The organism is Solwaraspora sp. WMMD406 (assembly GCF_029626025.1).
Lineage (GTDB): Bacteria > Actinomycetota > Actinomycetes > Mycobacteriales > Micromonosporaceae > Micromonospora_E.
This window is the reverse complement of record NZ_JARUBF010000001.1, coordinates 7,001,472-7,025,602: the sequence shown is the minus strand read 5'-3', so window position 1 is coordinate 7,025,602 and position 24,131 is coordinate 7,001,472. Positions and strand designations below refer to the sequence as shown.

At 71.1% G+C, this 24,131-nt stretch carries 19 protein-coding genes and 1 pseudogene; 11 read left to right on the top strand and 9 right to left on the bottom strand.

Features of this window, described 5'->3' with window-relative positions; translation table 11 throughout:
• Positions 1-81 precede the first annotated feature (81 nt).
• On the bottom strand, positions 82-342 hold the full coding sequence (locus tag O7632_RS31630) for a hypothetical protein (protein WP_278119674.1): 261 nt from the start codon (positions 340-342) through the stop codon (positions 82-84).
• Between the two features lie 314 nt (positions 343-656).
• On the opposite strand from O7632_RS31630, the gene O7632_RS31625 reads away from it, so the two are divergent.
• Positions 657-896 (top strand): DUF397 domain-containing protein, encoded by a 240-nt coding sequence (locus O7632_RS31625; RefSeq protein WP_278119673.1) that lies wholly within the window; start codon positions 657-659, stop codon positions 894-896.
• A 202-nt stretch (positions 897-1,098) separates the two neighbouring features.
• Positions 1,099-1,926 (top strand): helix-turn-helix transcriptional regulator, encoded by an 828-nt coding sequence (locus O7632_RS31620; protein ID WP_278120560.1) that lies wholly within the window; start codon positions 1,099-1,101, stop codon positions 1,924-1,926.
• A 150-nt stretch (positions 1,927-2,076) separates the two neighbouring features.
• Here the strand turns inward: O7632_RS31620 and O7632_RS31615 are convergent, their stop codons facing one another.
• The gene (locus O7632_RS31615) at positions 2,077-4,413 is read right to left on the bottom strand and encodes an esterase-like activity of phytase family protein (RefSeq protein WP_278119671.1); all 2,337 of its coding nucleotides are present in this window, start codon (positions 4,411-4,413) and stop codon (positions 2,077-2,079) included.
• Positions 4,414-4,602: 189 nt separating this feature from the next.
• The gene (locus O7632_RS31610; RefSeq protein WP_278119670.1) at positions 4,603-6,630 is read right to left on the bottom strand and encodes a PhoX family phosphatase; all 2,028 of its coding nucleotides are present in this window, start codon (positions 6,628-6,630) and stop codon (positions 4,603-4,605) included.
• A gap of 380 nt (positions 6,631-7,010) precedes the next feature.
• Between O7632_RS31610 and O7632_RS31605 the strand changes: the two genes are divergently transcribed.
• On the top strand, positions 7,011-11,348 hold the full coding sequence (locus O7632_RS31605; RefSeq protein WP_278119669.1) for an ExeM/NucH family extracellular endonuclease: 4,338 nt from the start codon (positions 7,011-7,013) through the stop codon (positions 11,346-11,348).
• Between the two features lie 127 nt (positions 11,349-11,475).
• On the opposite strand, the gene O7632_RS31600 is transcribed toward O7632_RS31605, so the two are convergent.
• On the bottom strand, positions 11,476-11,910 hold the full coding sequence (locus O7632_RS31600) for a DoxX family protein (RefSeq protein WP_278119667.1): 435 nt from the start codon (positions 11,908-11,910) through the stop codon (positions 11,476-11,478).
• Between the two features lie 255 nt (positions 11,911-12,165).
• On the opposite strand from O7632_RS31600, the gene O7632_RS31595 reads away from it, so the two are divergent.
• The 3 genes from O7632_RS31595 (at position 12,166) to O7632_RS31585 (ending at position 13,766) form a co-directional block, all read left to right on the top strand.
• Complete coding sequence (locus O7632_RS31595; RefSeq protein WP_278119665.1) at positions 12,166-12,537, top strand: STAS domain-containing protein; 372 nt, start codon at positions 12,166-12,168, stop codon at positions 12,535-12,537.
• Positions 12,534-13,280 carry an ATP-binding protein gene (locus O7632_RS31590; RefSeq protein ID WP_278119663.1) on the top strand — a complete coding sequence of 249 codons (747 nt, stop codon included), beginning with the start codon at positions 12,534-12,536 and terminating at the stop codon, positions 13,278-13,280. Before O7632_RS31595 ends, O7632_RS31590 begins: the two co-directional genes overlap by 4 nt.
• Positions 13,281-13,358: 78 nt before the next feature.
• Positions 13,359-13,766 (top strand): four-helix bundle copper-binding protein, encoded by a 408-nt coding sequence (locus tag O7632_RS31585; RefSeq protein ID WP_278119661.1) that lies wholly within the window; start codon positions 13,359-13,361, stop codon positions 13,764-13,766.
• A gap of 54 nt (positions 13,767-13,820) precedes the next feature.
• Here the strand turns inward: O7632_RS31585 and O7632_RS31580 are convergent, their stop codons facing one another.
• Positions 13,821-15,161, bottom strand: coding sequence for a polysaccharide biosynthesis protein (locus O7632_RS31580; protein ID WP_278119659.1), 1,341 nt, complete (start codon positions 15,159-15,161; stop codon positions 13,821-13,823).
• Positions 15,162-15,166: 5 nt separating this feature from the next.
• Positions 15,167-16,834 carry a DUF885 domain-containing protein gene (locus O7632_RS31575; protein WP_278119658.1) on the bottom strand — a complete coding sequence of 556 codons (1,668 nt, stop codon included), beginning with the start codon at positions 16,832-16,834 and terminating at the stop codon, positions 15,167-15,169.
• A 53-nt stretch (positions 16,835-16,887) separates the two neighbouring features.
• On the opposite strand from O7632_RS31575, the pseudogene O7632_RS31570 reads away from it, so the two are divergent.
• Positions 16,888-17,820, top strand: a pseudogene (locus O7632_RS31570) (DMT family transporter); the annotation flags it as partial.
• Between the two features lie 144 nt (positions 17,821-17,964).
• On the opposite strand, the gene O7632_RS31565 reads toward O7632_RS31570, so the two are convergent.
• On the bottom strand, positions 17,965-19,053 hold the full coding sequence (locus O7632_RS31565) for a PHP domain-containing protein (RefSeq protein WP_278119656.1): 1,089 nt from the start codon (positions 19,051-19,053) through the stop codon (positions 17,965-17,967).
• A gap of 77 nt (positions 19,054-19,130) precedes the next feature.
• On the opposite strand from O7632_RS31565, the gene mtnA reads away from it, so the two are divergent.
• Positions 19,131-20,120: an S-methyl-5-thioribose-1-phosphate isomerase gene (gene mtnA, locus O7632_RS31560; protein ID WP_278119655.1), complete on the top strand. Its 990-nt coding sequence runs from the start codon at positions 19,131-19,133 to the stop codon at positions 20,118-20,120.
• A gap of 74 nt (positions 20,121-20,194) precedes the next feature.
• On the opposite strand, the gene O7632_RS31555 is transcribed toward mtnA, so the two are convergent.
• Both O7632_RS31555 and O7632_RS31550 read right to left on the bottom strand, forming a co-directional pair.
• The gene (locus tag O7632_RS31555; protein ID WP_278119654.1) at positions 20,195-21,244 is read right to left on the bottom strand and encodes a prephenate dehydrogenase/arogenate dehydrogenase family protein; all 1,050 of its coding nucleotides are present in this window, start codon (positions 21,242-21,244) and stop codon (positions 20,195-20,197) included.
• An 87-nt stretch (positions 21,245-21,331) separates the two neighbouring features.
• A complete protein-coding gene (locus tag O7632_RS31550) occupies positions 21,332-22,273 on the bottom strand; it encodes a M23 family metallopeptidase (RefSeq protein ID WP_278119652.1) in 942 nt (313 codons plus the stop codon).
• Between the two features lie 72 nt (positions 22,274-22,345).
• Here O7632_RS31550 and O7632_RS31545 point away from each other — a divergent pair, with 72 nt between their 5' ends.
• The 3 genes from O7632_RS31545 (at position 22,346) to O7632_RS31535 (ending at position 24,071) form a co-directional block, all read left to right on the top strand.
• The gene (locus tag O7632_RS31545) at positions 22,346-22,822 is read left to right on the top strand and encodes a hypothetical protein (RefSeq protein ID WP_278119651.1); all 477 of its coding nucleotides are present in this window, start codon (positions 22,346-22,348) and stop codon (positions 22,820-22,822) included.
• A 131-nt stretch (positions 22,823-22,953) separates the two neighbouring features.
• Positions 22,954-23,154, top strand: a complete 201-nt coding sequence (locus tag O7632_RS31540; protein WP_278119650.1) for a hypothetical protein — start codon at positions 22,954-22,956, stop codon at positions 23,152-23,154.
• 254 nt (positions 23,155-23,408) lie between these two features.
• Positions 23,409-24,071, top strand: a complete 663-nt coding sequence (locus O7632_RS31535; RefSeq protein WP_278119648.1) for a tRNA adenosine deaminase-associated protein — start codon at positions 23,409-23,411, stop codon at positions 24,069-24,071.
• Positions 24,072-24,131: the final 60 nt, after the last annotated feature.

Here is a 24,131-nt window from a genome sequence, read left to right as displayed (position 1 = left end):
GCGGCGCGCTACCGGCGCGTCAGCGAGCGGGTGGTGCGGTGCCGGTGGGGCGGTGCCGGTGGGGCAAGGTCCGCCGGGCGCTCAGTGGCGCACCTTGTCCAGCATCGGGTCCGACTCGGAGCGAGGCAGGACGTACGGGGCGGTGATGGTGTCCACTCCGGTGCCCCGGGATCCGCTCGGTCGGTAGGTGACCGTCGCCGCGCCCGCTGAGGCGGCTTCGACGACTCCTGCGCACCAGGTGCCGCCCCGGTACACCCAGACTGGGTCCGACGGCTGGTAGCGGTCGGTCGGGTAGACGTCCCTGGGGTCCCGTTGGCTGGGGTTGAGAATGGGAGCTGGCATGGCTCATCGCCCTCCTGTCTCGTTGCGCGCGGTGCCGTCGCAGGGCCACCGGAGCGGGTCGGCTGATCCGAGAATGACTACTGCTGGTGACTGAATCTCTACTTCACACCAGAGCTCGTGGGAGCCTTCGCCAAGATATGTCCGTTTCTTCATCACGTTAAGTAAACCACTGGATACACCTTCACGTGCGCTATCATGCTCGCTATACCTTGCAGGCGCAAGAGCGGATGCACGTGCATTTGGACGTTCGCCCGGGCGGTCGGACTGTCGGGTAAACCAGTTCAGCGAATAATGTCCGATTTGGGATCAACTAAATGCAAAAACCAGAAAATGACCTGTCGGGCGTCGAACTGCCGCTGCTCAGCTGGCAGAAGAGCAGCCGGAGCAACCCCAGTGGAAACTGCGTGGAGCTGGCCCGCCTGCCGGGTGGCAGTGGGATCGTCCTGCGCAACTCTCGCTATCCGGACGGGCCGGCGTTGGTCTACACCCCGGCCGAGATCGAAGCCTTCATCCTCGGCGCACGCGATGGTGACTTCGACCACTTTATTCGATAGCATCGATCGCGCCGAGCCCTGATCCCCGAGACGGTCCACTGGCCGGAATCGGACCGACGGACCTTAGAGATCACCCTCAGGTCATGGCATGCTTACTCGCCAGCGGTAGTTGCCAGCGAACTTGAGGGTGTCCGGAGGTCGGCGGGTGACGATGACAGCCCAGTCAGATGGCGGTTCGGCCACCGGCCCGACCGTGCTGCGGATGCTGCTCGGCGCCCAGTTGCGCCGGCTGCGGGAAAGCCAGGGCGTGAGCCGGGAGGCCGCAGGCTGGCACATCCGTGCCTCGGAGTCGAAGATCAGCCGGATGGAACTCGGTCGGGTCGGTTTCAAGGAACGCGACGTCACCGATCTGCTCACCCTCTACGGCGTGACCGATTCCCGGGAACGCACCGCGCTGCTCGGCCTGGCCCGCCAGGCCAACACACCGGGCTGGTGGCATCGGTACGGCGACATCCTGCCCGGGTGGTTCCAGTCCTATCTCGGACTCGAAGCCGCCGCGAGGATGATCCGGACCTACGAGGTCCAGTTCGTCCCGGGTCTGCTGCAGACCCGGGACTACGCCCGTGCCGTCGTGCTGCTCGGCCACGGTCGTGCCCCGACGGATGAAGTGGAGCGCCGGGTCGCCCTGCGGATCGAACGCCAGGAACTCCTGCGCCGACCCAACCCGCCGTACCTGTGGGCGGTGATCGACGAGGCGGTGCTCCGGCGACCGATCGGCGGTGCCGCGGTGATGCGCGACCAGCTCACCGCGTTGATCGAGGCCACCAGGTCGCCGAACATCCGGCTGCAGATCGTTCCCTTCGACGCCGGCGGACACGCCGCCGCCGGCGGAGCCTTCAGCATCCTGCGCTTCGCCGACCAGGATCTTCCCGACATCATCTACATCGAACAGTTGACCAGCGCGATCTACCTCGACAAACGCGAGGACGTCGATCACTACGCCGCGGCGATGGAGCGGCTCTGTGTCGAGGCCGAACCACCCGCCCGTACCCCGGACATTCTCACGCGGATCCTGCGCGACCTGGACTGAGAAGGCCGCCGCGACCTGGACTGAGAAGTCCGCCGGCCCCAGGGATGCCGTACGCGCGTCCTGGAGCAACCGCTGCGGGTGAGCCGCTGCGGGTGAGCCGGGGCGACCGACCCGAACGGCCGCCCCGGCTCACGTCTCGACCGGTGCCCGCTACCAGTGCCGGCCGAAGATCCGCCCGGCGGGGCCGAGCCGCAGGAGGACCGTCTCACCGGTGGCGTCCTGCGCCCCGTCGTTGTCGGTGATCACGTACACCTGACCGTCGCCGCCGACCGTGAGCCCTTCCAGCTTCTCCTGCGCCCACCCGCCACCGGCGCGAAGGTCCGGCAGCACGTCGTACGCCAGCCGCTTGGACAGGACCGGCAGCGTGCCCGGCGCCGGATCGGTAGCCGGCACCTCGACGGTGTAGATCCGTTTGATCCGGGCCGCCGGACCGTTGAGCTTGTCGCGTTCGATCACGGCGAGCCGACCGTCGCCGACCGCCGCGATCTCCGACAGGCCGATCCAGTCCCCGGCGGTGCTGGTGGACTCGATGCGGTAGCCGAACCAGGTCCAGCGGTCACCCGACACGTCGTAGCGGCCGATCCGGACCACCCCGGCGGGATCCCCGGCGACCCCGCGCTGCAGGGCCACCCACACCTTCTCGCGTCCACGGCGGTCGCTGATCGCCGTGACGCCCTCCAGACCCTGACCGCCGAGTCCGTCGGCGATCGCGGCCGGCAGGCCGACGATCTGGCGGGTCACGCCTCGCGCGTCCAACCGGATCAACCGGTTGTCGGCACCGGTCGCGCCCTCCGAGACCAGCCAGAACCCGCCCTGCGGGCGAGCGAAGATCCCTTCGGCGTCGTAGCCGACCGGCGTCCCGTCGACATCGGTCACCACCAGCGGTGTGCCGATCCGCGCCGGCCGGTGCCGGGTGTCGACGGGATAGATCCGGGTCGGCGCGTACAGGTTGTCACTGACCGTGTAGAGCAGATGTGGCTTACCCGGGGCGGCGGTGAGCGCACCGAGCCCGCCCCAGCCGATCGGCGCACCCGTACGGCCGGTCGGGCCGGAGACCACGGTCGGGAACGACGGCCGGCCGGCACCCAGCCGGAACAGGGTCACCGCGGACCGGACCCCGGCATCCGCCTCGTCGGTCTCGCTGGAGACCGCGAGCATCCCCCGCGCCGGAATCGGCAGCAGACCCTCCGGACCGTTGGTGGTGGCCAGCAGCTGCCGGAACACCGGCCGGGTCGGCCTGGAGACGTCGTAGACCGCGACGAAGTTGCTCCGTTCGGAGCCGACGAAGGCGTACCGCGTGCGACCGAACGTGGCGACGGTCAGGCCCTCCGGCTCGGTGCCCTTGTTGTCGGCCCGGTTGTCGTTGTGCAGCCCGTACTCGACGGCGAGGTGTTCGAACGAGTTCCCGGCGTCCCAGACGACCCGACCGGACCGGGAATCGAAGACGGACCAGCCTCGGGTGCCGCCCTTCCAGTCTCCCTCGTTGGCGGTGGCCAGGTAGCGGTCGTCGATCCAGCCGACCGCGTCGGGCTCGCGGGGCAGGTCACTGATTGTGCCGGTGAGGTCGATCGCCGAGTCGTCGGCGGTGTCGATCCCGGTGACCGTCGCCGTACCGGCGGAGAAGACCTTGGTGATCCGGCCGGTCGGCAGGTCGACCAGAACGATCCCGTTGTTTTCCTGCAGGGTGACCGCCGCCTGGTTGCGGCTGTTGATCGAAACGTACTCCGGCTCGGGGTCGACCGGGGTGTCCAAACCGGCGGCGACGAAGCCGCGCAACGGGCCGCCGTCGGGTGCGGTGAACGGCACCAGGCGCGCCGACCAGGTCGCCGGCGACCGACCGACCAGGTCGACGATCTGCAGGAAGCCGGCCGGGGCCTGCGGCAGGTCGCCCTCTTCGCCGCCGATCGGCGTGGCGTCCTCGTCCCGCTCGTTCTCGATGGCGATCGCCGCGTACCGCTGGTCGTCGCTGACCTCGATGGCGTCCGGCTGGCCGCCGAGTTCGAAGCTGCGGACCCGGGTCCGGGTCGCCAACTCGATCACGTCCAGCCGGCCGGAGGGCGCGGTGTAGCTCGTGCTGGTGTTGACCGCGACCAGCACGTACCGGCCGACCACCGCCACCGACGTCGGCTCGTCGTCGGCGCTGCCGAGCGTGGCCAGCGACAGCGTGCCGAGACCGCGCGGGGCCCGGGGGTCGCTGATGTCGAGGAAGCCGATCCGCCGGCCGGCGGCGTCGGTGTAGATCATCGTCCGACCGTCCGGGCTCACCGCCGAGATCTCCGCGACGGTCTCGGCCGTGGGGTCGTCGCCGGCCGGTCGATTGTGGAACACCGGGTACGTCGCGGTGCGGTGGAACACGGCGGGTCCGTGCCCGCCGTGTTCACCGGTACGGTGGCCGGCCGCGCTGCCGGGCACCGCCACGGTCAGCGCGACGGTGGCGCTCAGGGCGGCGGCGGTGGCCAGCACCGCCGGGTGTCGTCGGGAACGCATGTCGGGACTCCTGGGCTGTCGAGAGGTGGCTGGGCACGGTGTGGACAGGGAGCTGCCGGCGCTCGCCGCGCGCGGGCGACGGGCGGCTGGCGAGATGACGGGAGCCGTGGCCGGTCGGCGAGATCGGCCACGGCTCCCGGAGCCCGCGTGGCGGGCTCTGATGACGAGCTCGGGTGGTGAGGAGGCGGGTCAGGTGCCGATCACACCGCCGTCGACCTTGCGGATCACGACAGTCGCCGAACGGGGACGCCCGGCCGGGTCGAAGTCCGGCCAGTTGCTGACCGCCCGGGGGTTCTCCGGCGTCGGGTTGCCCCAGAACGTGGTTGACTCGCCGGGGTGCTGCACGTTGATGAACATCGTCTTCTGGTCCGGCGTGGCGCTCACCCCGGTGATCTCCGCGCCACGCGGCCCGACGAGGAACCGACGGATCTCACCGGTGTTCGGATCGGCGGCCAACATGGCGTTGTTGCCCAGGTTGTCGTGCCCTCGGTCCGGGCGGTTCTGGGTCGAGTTGGAAATGTCGGTCTGGATCCAGAGCCGCCCGTCCCCGTCGAACCAGATGCCGTCAGGCGAGCCGAAGATGTTCGTCTCGTCCAACTCCACCTGCGGGTCGTACGCGGGGTCCCCGGCCAGCACGAAGATGTCCCACTCGAAGCTGGTGGCGGTGTTGTCGCAGCCGCGCTCGCGCCACCGGACGATGTGCCCGTACGGGTTGGGCGTGCGTGGGTTGACCTCGCCCGGCCAGCCGGAACCGTTGGTCAGCGTCAGGTAGACGTCGTTGTTCCTGGGATTGACCGCCACCCACTCCGGCCGGTCCAGCGGCGTGGCGCCGACCGCGTCGGCCGCCTGACGGGTACGCAGTAGCACATCGGCCTGGTCCTGCCAGCCGTTCGCTTTGGTCAGCGGCCCCTTGCCGTACGTGAGGGGAAGCCAGGTGCCCTTGCCGTCGTCGTCGAACCGGGCCACGTAGAGGGTGCCGTGGTCCAGCGGGCTGCGGCCCAGCGCGCGGTGCCTGCGCCACGGGCCGTCGCCGACGAACTTGTAGAGGTAGTCACCGTCCTGGTCGTCGCCGGAGTAGACCACGACCCGCCCCTTGGACTCCCAGAAGGTGGCGCCCTCGTGCTTGAACCGGCCGAGCGCGGTCCGCTTCACCGGCGTCGACCTCGGGTTCATCGGGTCGATCTCGACCATCCACCCGAACCGGTTGAGCTCGTTGGGGTTGCGGGCGACGTCGAAGCGCGGGTCGGCCAGGTGCCAGCGGTAGCCGAACCCGCTCGCGTTGACGCCGTACCGGGCCTGCTCCGGCGTCGGGGTCCAGGACGGGTCCTCGGTGCCGAAGTAGCCGTTCCAGTTCTCCTCGCAGGTCACATAGGTGCCCCAGGGGGTGTGACCGCTCGAGCAGTTGTTCAACGTACCCATGGCGGGGTTGTCGGCCCGCAGCGCCGGGTGCTTCGCCGACACCGGCCCGGAGAACGCCACCGGAGTGGTGCCGGTGACCCGCCGGTTGAACTTCGAGTCGACGTTGCGCCAGGTACGGCCGTGCAGCTCGACCTCGACGACCGTGACACCGTGGCCGGCCAGGGCCTTGTCGACCTTCTCCTTGGTCATCGCCGCGTCACCGTCGGTGTAGTGCAGGGTGCGGTCGATGTATTCGTGGTTGAGCACCAGCAGACCCCGGCGGCTGCCCAGCGGGCCACGGCCGAGCGGGAAGAAGGACATGCCGTCGTGGTGGCTGCCGACCTGCTGCGCCTGCTCGGCGGCGGTGTTCGAGGCGTCGGGCCGCCAGGCCGGGCCCTTGCGGCGCAGCGGGGTACCCCACGGGATCAGCACCTCGGCGGTGTAGCCGGGCGGGACGATGATCGCGTCGGCGGTGCTGGCCGGTACCGGCGTGAAACCGAGCAGCGGCTTGCGCGGCTTGCCGGGCTTGCCCGGTCCGTGGCCGTGCCCCGGTCCGTGGCCGTGCCCCGGTCCGTGGCCGTGCCCCGGTCCGTGGCCGTGGCCCGGTCCGTGGCCGCCGCCGGCGACGGCCGGGTCGGCGGCACCGACGGCGCCGGCCATCCCGAGGAACGCGGCGGCCGCCAGCACGGTGCCGCCACGGACGACGTCCCGCCGGGCGGCACGGGCGGCCAGCACCTCGTGGAACGGCCGGTTGCCGGAATTGTTCGAGCTGATGTCGTCCGGGTCGGTCTGGACGTGGCTGTCATGGTCGATTGACATGTCGATCCTCGCTCGGTCGAAGCGGCCAACCGGTCCGTGGCGCATCCGCGCTCGGCCCGGAGCCGCCGGGGCGACGATCCGGGCTGGACGGCAGGTCACTGGCACCGGGACGGTAAGCAGCGAACCCAGACGGCTGACGGACGTGTTGGCGGCCGGCCGGCGACGCTCAGATGAACCCTCGGTGTCTCAGGTGGAATGCGAGGGTGCCGACTCCAGTCACGATCTGGTAACGGGACCTGAATGTTTAACGGGTCACCCCCTGGCTGTCTGTGCTTCGACACCGACGTCTCCTAGATTTACTGGACTCACCCTCTGACCGGAGGCACACATACATGCGCCCGAACAGACGCATATCCACCTGGAAAATCCTTACTGCGGTCGTGGGCGCCGGTGCGCTGAGCGTGACCGGCGGCACCATGGCCATGGCCGCCCCGACGGCCGGTGATCCGTTCATCAGCGAAATTCACTACGACAACGCCGGCACCGACACCGGCGAGGCGATCGAGATCGAAGCGCCCCCCGAGTACGACCTGACCGGCTGGCAGATCGTGCTCTACAACGGCTCCAACGACACGGTCTACGACACCCGTACGCTGACCGGTGCCGTCCCGGCCGCCGGCGTGCTGGTCGCCGAGTACCCGACCGACGGCATCCAGAACGGCTCACCCGACGGGATCGCCCTGGTCGACCCCGACGGCACGGTACGCGAGTTCCTCAGCTACGAAGGCACCGTCGACGCGGTCGGTGGCCCGGCCAACGGGCAGACCAGCGTGGACATCGGCGTCGCCGAGTCGTCGAGCACCCCGGTCGGCCACTCGCTGCAGAAGATCGACGGCACCTGGCAGGCCCCGGCGGCCAACACGTTCGGCGTCCGCAACAGCACCGGCGGGGTAGACCCCGACCCCGATCCCGAGATCGGCTGCGACGTCGACGTCACGCACAGTCTCGCGACGGTTCAGGGCACCGGTGACAGCACCCCGCTCGCCGGCACCGCGGTGACCGTCGAGGGCATCGTCACCGCCGACCACCGCGTCGGCGGCTACAACGGCGTCTACCTGCAGACCCCCGGCAGCGGCGGCGACCGTCCGGTGACCGCCGGCACCGCCTCCGACGCGCTGTTCGTCTACCTGACCAGCAACCCCGCCAACCACCCGGCGGTCGCCCTCGGTGACCGGGTCCGGGTCAGCGGTACGGCGAGCGAGTACTTCGGGCTCACCCAGGTGAGCATCGCCGGTCGGGCCGACGTACAGATCTGCGACCGGGACAACCCGCTGCCCGCGCCGGTGCCGCTGACCCTGCCGTTGGCCGCCGACGCCCGCGAATCGGTCGAGTCCATGCTGGTGGCTCCGGTCGGCGCGTACGCCGTCTCCGAGGTCTACAACACCAACCGGTACGGCGAGGTCGTGCTCACCGCCGGTGACGCCCCGGCGCCCATCCCGACCGACCTGGCCGTCCCGGGCAGCTCCGAGGCCCTGCAGATCGCCGCCGACAACCAGCTCATGCGGATCCTCGTCGACGACGGCCGGACCACCAACCTGGCCAGCGCCGGGCTGGCGCCGCCGTACCTGTCGGCCGCGCAGCCGCTGCGGGTCGGCGACTCGGTGGAGACGTTCGGGGCCAGCGTGCTCTCGTACGGCTTCGACGAGTGGCGGTTGCAGCCGGCGCTGCCGGTCAGCGCCGACACCCCGGCCGCCGAGCGGACCACGTTCAAGGTGACCAACCCGCGTACCGCCGCGCCCGAGCCGGTCGGCGGCGACGTGCGGGTGGCCAGCTTCAACGTGCTGAACTACTTCGTCCACTTCGGTGGCGACGCGCGGGGTGCCGCCGACGAGGCCGCCCTGGCCAAGCAGGAAGCGAAGATCGTCTCGGCGATCACCGCGCTGGACGCCCACGTGGTCGGTCTGCAGGAGATCGAGAACTCGGTGCGGTTCGCACCGACCGACCCGGAGAAGGCGCTCAAGCGGCTGGTCGCCGCGCTGAACGCCGTCGACGGTGCCGACACCTGGGACTACGTCCGCTCTCCGGCGGACCTGCCCGGTGCCGCCCAGCAGGACGTCATCAGCAACGCGATCATCTTCAAGCCGGGTGTGGTCACGCCGGCCGGTCCGTCCCGCTCGATCGACGACGAGACGGTCTGGTTCAACGCCCGCGAGCCGATCGCGCAGACCTTCACCGCCGGCGACTACACGTTCACCGTGGTCGTCAACCACTTCAAGTCCAAGAGCGCGTCCGGCTCACCCACCGGCGACAACGCCGACGCCGGTGACGGCCAGGGCGCGTACAACGGTGACCGGACCCGGCAGGCCGCCGCGCTGGACGCCTTCGTGGACGGGCTGGTCACCGACAGCGGCAGCGAGGACGTGCTGCTGCTGGGTGACTTCAACTCGTACACCCAGGAGGACCCGATGCAGGTCCTCTACGGTGCCGACTACGTCAACCTCAACGACACGGGACGCAGCACGTACGTGTTCGGTGGCGAGTCGGGCTCCCTGGACCACGCGCTGGCCTCGCCGTCGCTCGCGGCCCGGGTGACCGGTGCCGACGTCTGGCAGATCAACGCGGTCGAGTCGTACGCGTTCCAGTACGACGGGTTCCCGGCGCTGTTCGACCCGGGCCCGTACCGGGCCAGTGACCACAACCCGATGATCATCGGGCTGGACACCGGCGACGCCGGCCCGGTCGAGCTGCAGCTGTTGGGGATCAACGACTTCCACGGCCGGCTCGAATCGGTCGGCACCTCGAACGGCCAGCCGGTCGGTGGCGCGGCGCAGGTCGCCGGGCTGGTCGACCAGTACCGGGCGACCAACCCGAACACCGCGTTCGTCTCCGCCGGTGACAACATCGGCGCGTCGACGTTCGTCTCGGCGATCGACGACGACAACCCGACGCTCGACGTACTCAACGCGGCCGGGCTGGACGTGACGGCGGTCGGCAACCACGAGTTCGACAAGGGCATGGCGGACCTGACCGACCGGGTGATCCCGCGTTCGGACTTCCCGCAGCTGGGTGCCAACGTCTACCGGGGCGACGAGCGGGCGCTGCCCGCCTACCACGTGCAGACCATCGGCGGAATCGACGTCGGCTACATCGGTGTCGTGACCGAACAGACCGCGGTGATGGTCAGCCCGGACGGGATCGCCGGGATCACCTTCCGTCCGGCGGCGGCCGAGGCCGACCTGGTCGCGGCGCAGCTCAAGGACGGCGACCCGACCAACGGCGAGGCCGACGTCGTGGTGCTGCTCACCCATGAGGGGGCGGCCACCCAGAACATCGACTCGCCCGAGGCGCTGATGAGCGACCCGGTGTTCGGCCCGTACACCCGTACGGTGCCGGAGATCGACGTCATCTTCAGCGGCCACACCCACCAGCCGTACGCCTTCGAGGTGCCGGTGCCCGGGACCGACGAGACCCGTCCGGTGCTGCAGGCCGAGGACTACGGCAAGAAGATCGGCCGGGTGGTGCTGCAGGTGGACACCGTCTCCGGGGAGATCAGCACCGGGACCGTCGAGTTGATCGACGTGGTCGGGGCACCGGTCAACCAGGAGGTCGCCGACATCGTCGCGGCCGCGAAGGCCAACGCCGACGTTCTCGGCCAGCAGCCGCTGGGTTCGATCACCGCCGACATCCGCCGGGCGTACACCGACGGCAACGAGGACCGGGGCAAGGAGTCGACGCTCGGCAACTTCATCGCCGACGTACAGCTCGCCGGCACCCGGGAGCCGGGTCGTGGTGGCGCGCAGATCGCCTTCATGAACCCGGGCGGTCTGCGGGCGGATCTGCTGTACGGCGAGGACGGCGTGATCACGTACGCGGAGGCGTTCTCGACCCAGCCGTTCGCCAACGACATGGTCACCCGGACCTACACGGGTGCCCAGATCAAGCAGGTGCTGGAGGAGCAGTGGCAGCCGGCCGGGGCGTCCCGACCGCTGCTGTGGCTCGGGGTGTCGGAGGGCTTCTTCTACACCTACGACCCGGAGGCACCGCAGGGCGAACGGATCACCTCGATGAGCCTGAACGGCGAGCCGATCTCGCCGTCCGGGACCTACCGGGTGACGGTCAACTCGTTCCTGGCGGCGGGGGGCGACAACTTCGCCACCCTGGCCGACGGTACGGACACCTCGACCACCGGCGACAACGACCTGACCATGCTGATCGCGTACTTCGCGGCGAACTCGCCGATCACCGCCGACACCGAGTCGCGGTCCGCGATCGGTCAGCCCGAGCCGACCTGTGACGAGACGATCACCGGCCGGTACGACGGTGAGCTGATCGTCAAGGCCGGGCTGACCTACTGCCTGGAATCGGCGACGGTCAACGGTCCGGTCACGGTCCGGCCCGGCGCGGTGCTGCTGGCCACCGACGGTGCGATCAACGGCCCGCTCATCGCGAACCGTCCGGAGTCGATCAGCTTCGTCGGAACCAGCATCTCCGGACCGCTCACCCTGCTGCGGGCGACCGGAGCGGTGGACATCGTCGGGGCCACCATCCGTGGTCCGGTCGAGGTGACCGGCGGCGACGGCGGTCTGCGGATCGACGGTGCCGACATCTCGGGTCCGGTGAGCCTGGTCAACAACAAGCACGACGAGGCACCGGTGGTGGTGGCCGGCAACACGATCCGTGGTCCGATCCACTGCCAGGGCAACAGCCCGAAACCGGTCAACGAGGACCGGCCGAACACGGTGCATGGCCCGGCTTCCGGGCAGTGCGCGAAGCTCTGACCTATATTGACGCGGACCTGATCGAGTAGCGCCTATCGGTCGGGTGTCAACCCGAACGGCCCGGCGGACCGTACCTGGTCTGCCGGGCCGTGTCGCCTCCTGGCCTCCTGGCCTCCTGGCCTGGCGGCTAGACGGTGGCGGGCTCCGGAGCGAGCTGCACCGACCGGCGACGGCTCAGCAGCGCGTCGAGCGAGTAACGGCCCGCCCCGATCGCGGCGATCAGCAGGAACGACCAGCAGAACAGCGCTGACAGCTCGCCACCGTTGTTCTGCGGCAGGAGTCCGGTCGGCTGGTGTACCACGAAGTACGCGTACGCCATGGAGCCGGAGCAGATCAGCGCGGCGATCCGGGTGCCGAGGCCGGTGAGGACCAGGAGGCCTCCGACGAACTGGATCACGGCGGCGTACCACGACGGCCACGCGCCGATCTCGGCCGCGGCTCCACTGCCACGGTGGCCGCCGAAGGCGCCGAACAGGGTCGCGGCACCGTGCAGCGCGAAGAGTAGGCCGACCACCACGCGGAACATGGCGGTGACGAGCTCGGGCAAGCGGACAGGGGACATCTGTAACTCCCTTGTAGATCTTGGATGTTGGTCCCCACGGCAACTGGATCGTAACGAGTAACATTTATTAACGTCAATCATCATCGGTTCGTTGGGTGACCTTCGGCGCGGCAATGTGGTGTCCCGCCTAGACCTGACCCCCGATCCTGGCGGCCGATCTCTCGTGCCGCGACGGGGTCGCGTAGGCTGGTTCCTTCGAGCAGCCCCGCTACCGCGACCGGCCGCAGGCAGGCCGGTCGCCATACGGAGATCAGCATGCACGAGATCCGGGTGTCGGCACCCGAAGCCGGGCAGTGTGTGATCCGAGCCTCCGGCGAGCTCGACATGGCCGCCACCGGCGAATTTCACGCCGCCGTCCGGGCCGTGCCGGCCGCCGCCGCCAGATGGATCATCGTGGACCTGGGAGCGGTCACCCTCGTGGACTCCAGCGCCATCAAGGAGCTCGTCGACGCGCATCACACCGCCGCCGCACACGGTCAGATCCTGATCGTCCGCGACCCACGGCCGATCGTCGCCCGAGTGCTGCGGGTGACCGGCGTCGCCGCGCTGCTCGGGGTGCCAGCGGCGGATCGGCCGGGCACGGTCTACCACGGCGGTGGGACTCGGCGGCCCGGGACGCCCGGGTGACCCCGCTGACCTGGATGGTGACGCGGGACTTCGTCAGCGGCATCACACAGGTACGGCTGGCCGGCGCGCTGACCGACGCCGCGCTCGTCCGGCTGGCTCCGGTCCTGCGCCGCTGCCTCGTCGAGGAACCCTTGGCGCTGCTGGTGGAGTTGGACGAGGTCGACATCGCCAGCCCGATCGGCCTGCGGGTGTTCGCGATCCTGCAGGGCGGCGGGGTCGGTCATCGCCCGGCCCTGCACCTGTGTGCCCGACCCGACACCCCAGCCGGACGGATTGCCCGGTACGGAGTCAGCGGCCTGGTCAGCGTCCAGGACAGTCTGGTCGAGGCGGCGAAGATGGTCGAAACGGGACCGCGCTCGGCGTACCGGTGGCACCAATATCTCGCTCCGCACCCGCGCTCTCCCAACCGAGCGCGGCGGTTGATCGACGCGGCCTGCCGATCCTGGCAGCTGGCCGCGCTGGCCGACGAGGCGATGGTCATCGGATCGGAGCTGGTCAGCAACGCCGTCGAACACGCCGGCACCGAGCTCGATCTCACCACCACCCGGCAGGCCGGCGCGATCCGGATCAGCGTCCGGGACCGGGCAGCCAGCCCGCCGAAGCCGGTTGGTCGGGTCGTCCCGGACCACGGCGCCCGCCGAGGGCGTGGGCTGGCGATCGTCGAGGCGCTCGCCAGCGACTGGGGATATGCCACCGCCGACGACGGCAAGACGGTCTGGGCGGCACTGCGCCTGCCAGACTGACCGCCGCGCGGCTCACGCGTTAGCCGGCACGCGGATCGGGTACCAGTCGGAACAACGGTCACTTCTCTGGAGGTCGTCATGACACAGGCAACCGCGATGCTCGACACGTACCCACTGGACCTCGGCCGGGTCGACCGGGAGGTTCTCGCCGAGTGCATCGACGCGTGCTTCGACTGTGCCCAGGCCTGTACGGCGTGCGCCGACGCGTGTCTGAGCGAGGACATGGTCGCCGAGTTGGTCAAGTGCATCCGGACGAACCTCGACTGCGCCGACATCTGCGCCACCACTGGTCGGGTCCTGTCCCGGCACACCGGCTACGACGCCAACACCACCCGTACCATGCTCGCGGCCTGTATCCAGGCGTGCCGCTCGTGTGGCGAGGAATGCGCGGCACACGCCGAGATGCACGAGCACTGCCGGGTGTGCGCCGAGGCGTGCCGTCGCTGCGAACAAGCCTGCCAGAACCTGATGGCAGCCCTGGGCTGACCAGGCGAACAGTCGGCGGGAACAGCCGGGCGGGAACAGTCCGGCGGAAACGGTTCAGCCCACGGTCGGCATCGGCGTGCGCCGCATCGCGATCGCGCTCCCGACGACAGCGAACACGGCGGCGACCAGCGCGGTGGTCACGATTCCCTCGATCGTTCGTGGGGCGACGAAGACCAGGGCGCCCAACAGCCCCGCCATGGCGAGCCACAGCGGGGCGGACGGCCAGCGTGCGTCCGCCGCGACCTGGGCGTTGATCATGACGAAGACCAGGGCGTAGAGCGCTCCGACCGCCGCGAAGTACGGTGCGTGCCGGCCGAGGTCGACGTAGTCGGGTCCGCCGGCGAGCCGGAAGGCCAACCCGCCGGCGACCATGGCGGCCAGGACGGCCACCGCCCCGCAGCCGGCGACCAGCCCGAGCGCGATGCCACGGGTCCGCCGGTCGCCTCGGGCGAGCCGGGGTAGGGCGAGGATGGTCACCACCTGAGGTGCCCAGATCGCGCCTTTGGTGAGTACCGAACCGATCGCGTAGCCGCCGGAGTCCGCCGGGGTGAGCAGGTACCGGGCCATGATCAGGTCGGCGTAGGAGACGACCAGCATGGCGAGGGTCGCACTGCTGGCGGTCAGCACCTGGCGGGCCGACAATCCGCCACCGCCACCGCCACCGCCACCGCCACCGCCACCGCCACCGCCACCGCCGGGCCCGGTCCGGGCCGGCGTCGTCCCGTCCGGCGCTGCCCGGACCGGCAGCGCGCCGGCCTCCGGGGGCCGGGCGAGGCGGGCCAGCAGGGGCAGCGCGGCGAACCCGACGGCGACCCCGACCACCAGCGCGCCGGTCGCCTCCAACCCGATGAGCAGCCCGGCGATCACCCCGCCGTACCGGGCCACCGCGACCAACGCCATCGCGACGGCGAGCGATCCGAACCGCTGGTCGCCCTGCAGCTCACCGAGCCACCGGCAGCCCAGCACCACCGTCGACGTGGACAACGCGAGCAGGACGACCATCGTCGGCGGCAGATCAAGGGCACCGACCAGCAACGGCAGTGCGACCAGCACCGCCGCGCCGCAGAGCCCCGCGCTCACCCAGGCGAGCCGGCCCGCCGGCTCCCGACCGCCACGGGCCCGATGCACCGCGACCGCGAGCTGGAGCCCGAGCCCGGGAACGGAGCTGATCGCGCCCAGGGCCAGTACGGTCGCCAACGCGCTGAGCTCGGCCGCCGGCAGGGCCCGTCCACCCAGCATCGGCGCCAGGTAGGCCAGCCCGTTGGCGACGATCCCGGCCGCCGCGACCGCCGGACCGGAACGGCCCAGACCACCGGCACCGGTACGCGCCGTACCGCTGCGACCAGGTGCCGTTACGTCGCGTCCCCGACGTCGCCGGGCCCAGCCACCGGTCACCGGGGTCAGATCCGGCCCAGCGCGGCCCGCAGCGGATCGAGACCGAGTACGCCGAGATCCAGCGCCGCCCGGTGGAACTCCTTCAGGTCGAAGTCCGCGCCCTTGCGGGCCTGGGCGTCGGCCCGCGCCTGCAACCAGATCCGTTCCCCGATCTTGTACGACGGGGCCTGGCCCGGCCACCCGAGGTAGCGGTCCAGTTCGAACCGGAGGATCTCGTCGGGCACCCGGCAGTGCGCGCGCAGGAACTCCCAGCCCAGCTCCGGGGTCCACCGCTCGCCCGGATGGAAGTTGAACGAGTTCGGTGGGATCGGCAACTCCAGGTGCATGCCGATGTCGACGATCACCCGGGCGGCCCGCAGCGCCTGCCCGTCGAGCATGCCGAGCCGGTCACCCGGATCGTCCAGGTAGCCCAACTCCTCCATCAACCGTTCCGCGTAGAGCGCCCACCCCTCGCCGTGCCCGGAGCACCAGCACAGCAGACGCTGCCAACGGTTGAGCAGATCGGCCCGGACCTGGGTCTGCCCGATCTGCAGATGGTGTCCCGGCACGCCCTCGTGGTAGACCGTGGTGACCTCCCGCCAGGTGGAGAACTCGGTCAACCCCTGCGGCACCGCCCACCACATCCGACCCGGCCGGGAGAAGTCCTCACTCGGCCCGGTGTAGTAGATGCTGCCGTCACTGGTCGGCGCCAGGCAGCATTCGATCCGGCGGACCTGCTCGGGGATGTCGAAGTGGACGCCGTGCAGTTCACTGATCGCCTTGTCGGCCAGCGCCTGCATCCAGTCGCGGAACGCCTCCCCACCGGCGATGTTGCGGGCCGGGTCCGCGTCGAGGGCGCGCACCGCGTCGTCGATCCGGGCGCCGTGCCCGACGATCTCCGCCGCGACCCGCCGCATCTGCTGCTCGATCCGGTCCAGTTCGAAGAACCCCCAGGCGTACGCCTCGTCCAGGTCGACGCGGGCCCCGAGGAAGTACTGGGAGGCCAACTCGTAGCGTTCCCGGCCGGCGGCCTCCTTGTCCCGACCCAGCGGCGCCAGCTCGGTACGCAGGAACTGGCCGAACGCGACCGTGGCCGCGGTCGCCGCAGCCGCCCCCCGACGGAGTTCGGCGGTGCCGGCCGGGCTGGCAGTCAGCCGGTCCACCAGGGCGTGGAAGAAGTTGTCGGCGTCCGGGTCGGTCCAGGCGTCGCACTGGTCGGCGACCTTGAGCATCTGTGCCCGGGGAGCGGCGTGTCCGTCGGCGGCCGCCGCCAGCAGGGTCGTCCGGACCTGCTCCAGCGCCTGCGGATAGCGGTCCAACCGGGCGGCGATGTTGTCCACGGCCTCCGTACCGTCGGTCGGCATCAGGTCGAAGACCTGACGCAGGTGGTGCAGGCCGCTGCCGATGACGCTCAGCTCGCTGGTCTCCTCGCCGGCCTCGTAGCGGGCCAGCTCCAGACCGAGCCGTTCGGCCATGGCGTCGCAGGCGACCCGTTCGGCCTCGGACTCGGGCGGGACGACGTCCAGTTCCCGCAGCGTACGGCGGGTCAGTTCGGCGCGTTCGGCGTAGCCGTCGACGGAGAGGTCGTCCAGTTGGTCGTCGTGCCCGGCGATCCCCGCGTAGGTGGCGCCGATCGGGTTGAGAGCCGCCCACTGCTCGACATAGCGGTTGCTGATGTCATCCACACGTCCCATGCTTGACGACCCTACGTGGCGGCCCGGCCGTCGCGGCATACCTGGACAGCGTCGTGTCCCCACCCGGAAGGCGTCGTCGTGTCGTACCCGGAAGGCGTCGTCGTGTCGTATCCGAAGCAAGGGTTGTGTCGTACCCCGGAGGCAGAGTGTCAACCGTGCGCGTGACCGATGGTGCGACCCGGGCGAGCCTCGGCAGCTGGCTACCCGGATTCCTGCTTCTCGCGGTCATCTGGGGAGCCAGCTTCCTACTCATCAAGATCGGCGTCTCCGAGCTGCACCCGCTGTACGTGACCCTGGCCCGGGTGGCGTCCGGGGCGCTCACGTTGCTGCTGATCCTGCCGCTGCTGCGGGCCCGGCTGCCCCACGATCCGAGGTTGTGGGGGCATTCGTTCGTCATCGCGGCGGTCGGCGTGGCGTTGCCGTTCACCCTGTTCGGCTACGGCGAGCAGCGGATCCCGTCGTTGCTGGCCGGGATCTGGAACGCCACCACTCCGCTGATCGCGTTGCCGGTGGCGGTGCTGGTGTTCCGTACCGAGCGGATGACCGGCCGTCGGCTGGTCGGCACCGGGTTGGGGTTCGTCGGCGTGCTGGTGGTGCTCGGCGCCTGGCAGGGGCTGGGCGGGGCGGAGCTCACCGGGCAGCTCATGTGCCTGGGCGCGGCAGCGTGTTACGGCGTGTCGATCCCGTACCAGAAGCGGTTCGTCGCCGGTCGGCCGGAGAGCGGCCTGGCGCTGTCCGCCGTGCAGTTGGTGCTGGCCACCGCCCAGCTGGCCGTGGTGGCGCCGCTGGTCGCCGGCGCGCCACCCGCACCCGCTCAGCTTTCGCCGCAGGTGATCGCCGGCGTGCTGGTCCTCGGTGCCGTCGGCACCGGCGTCGCGTTCGTCATCAACCTGCGCAACATCCGCCTCGTCGGGGCCAGCACCGCCGCGACCGTCACCTACGTGATCCCGGTCGTCGCGGTCGCGGTCGGCGTCGGGATCCTCGACGAACACCTGGTCTGGCACCAGCCGGTCGGGGCGCTGATCGTGCTCGCCGGTGTCGCGATCGCGCAGGGCGTCCGGCTGCCGCGAGTACCGCGCCCGGGAGCACCGCGTCGGGCATCAACGAGCCCGGGACCATCGCGTCCGGGATCATCCAGTCCGGGTGGGCTGGTGGGACGCGGTCCACGCGACGAGCCGATCAGCCGGCCACGAGTTGACCACCCGGTCGACGTCGACACCGCACAGCGCGGCGCGGGCGCAGCCGAACCGTTGCCAGTCGAGCTGCCCCGGCGCGTGGGCGTCGGTGTTGATGGCGAACAGGCAACCCGTCTCCACCGCTAGCCGGATCAGCCGCTTCGGCGGATCCTGCCGTTCCGGCCGGGAGTTGATCTCCACCGCCTTGCCGTGCTCGGCGCAGGCCGCGAAGACCGCCTCGGCGTCGAAGTCGCTCGGCGGCCGGGACCGCGTCCGGTGACCCCGGTCACCCGGACCGGTGACCCCGGGCGGCCGGGAGGTCACCATCCGGCCGGTGCAGTGACCCAGGATGTCCAGGCGGGGGTTCGCTACGGCAGCCAACATCCGGCGGGTCATCCTGGCCCGGTCGTCCCGGAGGTTGGAGTGCACCGAACCGACCACTACGTCGAGCCGGTCCAGCAACTCGTCGGACTGGTCGAGCGACCCGTCGGCCAAAATGTCGACTTCGATACCGGTCAGGATGCGGAATCCAGGAGGCAGCGCGGCGTTGAGCGCGTCGACATGGTCGAGCTGGCGGCGGAGCCGGGCCGCTGTCAGCCCACGAGCCACCGTCAACCGGGGTGAATGGTCGGTCAGGACCAGGTACTCGTGCCCGAGTTCCACCGCGGCCAGCGCCATTTCCTCGATCGGTGAGCCACCGTCGGACCAGTCTGAGTGCGTGTGGCAGTCGCCGCGCAGCGCCGCCCGCAGCGCCGTCGCCGTGGCGTCGAGGTCGGCGCCCTCGGTCGCGTTCAGCCGCCGCAGGTACACCGGTTCCGTACCGGCCAGTGACTCCGCCACGCATCGGGCGGTGACCTCGCCGACCCCGGCCAGCTCGGTCAGCGTGCCGCTGGCCGCGCGGTCGGACAACTCGGCGGCGGGCAACCCAGCCAGGGCGTTCGCCGCCGACCGGAACGCGCGTACCCGGTAGGTCGCCTCGTTGGCGCGTTCCAGCAGGAACGCGATACGGCGGAGGTCGGCGATCGGATCCCGGGCGGCAGTCACCCGGTCACGATAGGACGTGTCCGGCGGCCGCGCTGGGGGACTCCTGACGGGCGGCTGGCGGCGATAGACTTTGGCCCATGCGGACGATCGACTGGGTTGACGGCGCCGTAGTGATCATCGACCAGACGGCCTTGCCGCACCGCATCACCCAGTTGACCTTGTCCACCGTCGATCAGGTGGTCGGCGCGATCCAGTCCCTGGCCGTACGCGGCGCACCGGCGATCGGCGTGGCCGGCGGGCTTGGCGTCGCCCTCGCCGTGCACACCCATGCCGACGACCCGGCCGGCCTGGCGGCTGCCGTCGACCGGCTGCGCACCGCCCGGCCCACCGCGGTCAACCTGGCCCGTGGCGTCGACCGGGTCGCCGCCCGGATCCCGGCCGGTGCCGACGCCGTACTCGCCGAAGCCGTCGCGGTGATGGACGAGGAACGCGCCGCCTCCGCCGCGATGGCCAACCTCGGTGCCGACCTGTTGACGCGGGTCTGCCCGCCGCGCCCCCGGCTGCTGACCCACTGCAACACCGGGGCGCTGGCCACCGTGGTCGGCGGCACCGCACTCGGTGTGGTCGCCGAACTGCACCGGCGGGGAGCGCTCGGCGCGGTGATCGCGAGTGAGACCAGACCGCTGCTGCAAGGTGCCCGGCTCACCGCCTGGGAGCTGGACCGGCTCGGGGTGGGCTTTCGGGTCGCCGTCGACGGTGCCGGTCCGTTCCTGATGGCCCGGGGGCAGGTCGACGCGGTGATCGTCGGAGCCGACCGGATCTGCGCCAACGGCGACACCATCAACAAGATCGGTACGTACGCGCACGCGCTCGGGGCCCGTCGGGCCGGCATCCCGTTCGTCGTGGTGGCGCCGGAGTCGACAGTGGATTCCACAACCGCGTCCGGGACCGACGTCGAGATCGAGGACCGGGGCGACGCGGAGGTGGTGGCCTTCGCCGGTACGCCCACCACGCCGCCGGGGGCCGCCGCCGTGAACCCAGCCTTCGACGTCACGCCGGCCGACCTGGTGACGGCTATCGTCACCGACCGCCGGGTGGTACGGCTCGATCGGGGCGAGCGGCCATGAGTCAGCCCGGACGAGTGAGGTACCCCGATGGGTCAGCCGGGCCGCCGGCCGCGTGACCCGCGCCTGACCAAAGGTCAACCGAACAGGTCGTCGTCCGGGTCGTCGTCGACGGGTGCCGGCCGCACAGCGGTCACGGTACGGCGATCGTCGGCGACCGCCGTGACCCAGCCGCCCGCCCGGCCGAGCCGCAGCAGGGCGTCCGGCCGGGCCGGTAGTTCCAGCGGTTTGCCCGGTTGCGGCGGCCAACCCGACCGCGCGGTGCTGCCCGCCGCGAGCCACGAGGTCAGGTCGGCGATCGGCTCGTCGGCGTCGAGCGCGTCCGGCTCGTCCGCGTCGAGGGCGTCACGGGCCTGGGCCAGCGCGGCGAGCACGTCGTCCAGTGCGAGCCGAACGGCTGGCGCGTTGCCCCCGCACATCGCCGCGACCAGCTCCGGGCGGCTGGCCGCCACTCGGGTGCCATCCCGGAACGAACCCGCCGCCAACGACCAGGCCAGCGGACTCGTCGCGGCGGTCGCGGCGAGCGCGGCGGCCAGCAGATGCGGTACGTGACTGATCGCGGCGACCGCTCGATCGTGTTCGTCGGCGGTCGCCGGCACCACCCGGGCACCCAACGCGGTGACCGCCGCCGCCACCGCCAACCAGTCGGTGACCGAGGTGACCGACGGATCGAGGCAGAGCACCCAGGCGCACCCGGCGAACAGATCGGGATCGGCGGCGGTGAAGCCGGAGGTTTCCCGGCCAGCCATCGGATGCCCGCCGACGAAGCTCGCCAGCCGGTCGTGGCGGCGATGCAGGTGACGTTCCACGAGTTGGCGGACCGGGCCCTTGACCGACGTGACGTCGGTGACCAGACCGCTGTAGCCGACGGCGGCCACTTCGTCGAGCACCTGGCCGACGGCCGGCAGCGGCACCGCCACCACCACCAGCTCGGCGGCGGCCACCGCGTCGCGTACCGTCGGGACGACCTGCCAGCGGGCGGCGGCCGGGGCCTGCGCGGCGGCCGTCCGGGCGGTCGCCCGGGTCGCCGGATCGGCGTCGTAACCGAACACCCGGTGGCCGGCTACGGCGAACGCCCGCAACACGGAGCCACCGATGAGCCCGAGCCCGATCACCGCCACGTTCACGCGGTGACTCTCCCACATCGACCGCAGGCCCGGTCGACCTAGGGCGCGGTGGACCTGGCTAGGGCGGCTAGGGCGCGGTGGACCTCGCTAGGGCGCGGTCGGGCAGCCGTGCCGGTCCCGCCACTCGGTGACCTCGCCGGCCGGCGACCGGTGGGTGCCCGTACGCCAGGCGTCCAGGTAGCGCGCCGGCCAGATCACCCCCCGACGCAACCACCAGTCGTCGCGGCCCGTGCACGGCGGGGACAGGCCGAAATGCAGGTGGCAGACGTTGTTGGCGTTGCCGGTACGGCCGACCGTGCCCAGCCGCTGACCGGCCCGTACCCGGATCCCCGGATCGATGCCGGCGTCGACCGTGTCCAGATGGGAACCGTAGTACCGCACGCCGTCGTCGCCGAGCAGCGAGACCAGTTTGCCGCCGTTGAACGGGCCCGCCGGTCCACCGGGCCGGTACCGGTCGACCCGGCTCACCTCCAGGACCACGCCGTCGGTGACGGCCACCGCCGGTGCTCCGCAGTCGGCGAAGATGTCGGTCGCCGGGTACGCCGAGTGGGTCGGATGGTAGGAGATCGGGCGTCCGGTGACCGGGAACGCGTACCGAAGTCGAGGTGCCGGCGTCACGGCGGTCTGGTCCTCGGGCGTCGCGGTGGTCTGGTTCGAGTCCTTGGCCGTGGCGGGGTCAGCGGTGGCGGCCGGGGTCACCGGCGCGGTCGGTGTCTCCGGCGCGGTCGGTGTCTCCGGTGTCGGCACCTCCGGTGTCGACGTTCCCACTGTCGGCCGGCCCTCGCCGCTGGCGGTGTCGGCCGGGTGGTCCACCTGGCGGTCCGGGCCAGCCGTCGGGAGGTCACCGCCGCCGCAGGCGCTGGCGGCCAGCAGTACGAGAGTCAGCACCGCCCGAACCAGCACCGCTGGAAACAGCGCCGCCGGAAGCCGCGCCGCGCTGGCCCGGAGCCGGCGGATCGGCACGCCGCCGACGGAGTCGGGGCACCGATGCTGGTGCCGCTGGCGTCGGTACCAGGCAGTGCCGGACATCGGGCCATCCTCGCAGAGCGGTCGGTACGCTTGGCGGACAGCCAGCCAGTCGGGACGGGAGGAAGCGACCTGATGCCGGATCGCCCGATCAACTGGCCGCCGACGGCACCGCCGCCCGGCCCGCCGCCCCTCCCGCCGTCCGGACCGCTGGCGTGGACCGCACCGCCACCGGGATGGGTGCCGCCGAGACCACCGCAGTCCTCCTCGTCCGGGCTGTTCCCGTCGGTCGCCGGGCCGTTTCCGGTCGCGCCGGCCAGGCCGACCTACCGGGAGCCGCACCCGGTCCGGCCCGGCGCGTTGGCCATCGGTGCGGTGGCCACCGCCCTGTGGCTGCTGCTGACCGGGCTCCTCGGGCAGGACCTGCGCGGGTACGCGATAGCGACGCTCGCCGCCGGTGGTGTCGCCTGGGGAGTGGCCGTGCTGCTCGGCCGGATCGGCGACCGAGGAGTCGCGGCCGGCATCGCGCTCGCCGTCTCGGCCGGTTGGAGTATCGCGACCGTGGCGGTGGCCACCCATTGGATCGCGACCGGCGACTGGCCGCTGTGGTGACGGTCGTCTGCGGTGACGGGTCGTCCGTGGCGACGGGCTGTCTGTGATGACGATCGCGTTGCGCCGATGTTGCCGGCCGATGGCCGGTCGGCCATTGTGAATCGGGTTCCGATCGACGAGGTCGCGAGGGCTTGACGAACCAGATTCGGATCGGCACTCTCGGCGGCATGGCCGAAAATGGGCATCCGCTCGACCCGGAGCGGAACCGCCGCCGACTGCAGATCCTCGCCGAGCTGGCTGGTGCCAAGGTCGGGCGTACGTGCGAGTGGCCCCGTAGGGTGCGGCGGCAGCGGCTGCGCGAGCTGATCGCCGCTCGCCGACTTGCCAGCTGACCAGGCATTGCTCGTCGGCTTGTCGGCTGACCAGGCATTGCTCGTCGGCTTGCCGGCTGACCAGGCATTGCTCGTCGGCTTGCCGGCTGACCAGGCATTTCTGTCGTAGAAGCGTCCCGGCGCGCAGCGTTCGGGGCGTTGTGGACTCAACGCCCCGCCTGACCCGATACCGTCACTGTGACGACAGAATCGGCGGTTGCTCACGGTGGTGCCACGGGTGCCGCCACCGCATCCGCAGGACCATTGGGGGGACCGTGCCTTATTTCGCTGCCGCTGCCGTACGCGGCCCGGCCGGTTGGTCCGGGGCCGAGCTCGATCTCGGCGGGGTCGCCGACATCGACGAGGTCGCCGACCGGCTTCGCGAGGTCGACCCGGACGCCGACGTGTCGCTGCTCTTCGTGGAGTCCGATGACAGCTACCTGGTGATCCTCCGCCTCGACGAAGGTGAGGATCTGCGCGTGTTCAGTTCGGACGCCGCTTTCGCCGAGGAGTCCCGGCTCGGCGCGCTGCTGGTGGGCGATCTGCGCACACCTGCGGTCGAGGTCGATCTGGAACCGGTGGCGGTCGGCGTCGGCGCTGGCGCCGGCGGTTCGGGCCGCGCCCGGGCCGGCGCGGCCGGTGGCGGTGGCGGCTTCGCGGCCGGTGGCGGCGCCGGTTACCCGGCTGGTGACCAGCTCGACGACTTCGACGACGTCGACACGCTGGCCGACGAGGAATCCGACGACGACGAGCAACCCGCCGCCGATCCGGACGCCGAACCGGTCGGCGACGCCGACCTGCTCGCCGACCTCGGCCTGCCCGCCCGCCGGCTGCTGGCCCTCTGCGGCCGCGACGGCATGCTGCCGGCGGACGTGACCGCCGAGGTGTGCCAGACGATCGGCTGCGGCGACGAGGTCGAGGAGTTGCGGGAGGCGTGACCGAGCGGGCGGCTCCGGTGCCGGCGGCGAGACGTCACCGCGACCTGCGGCACGAGGAGT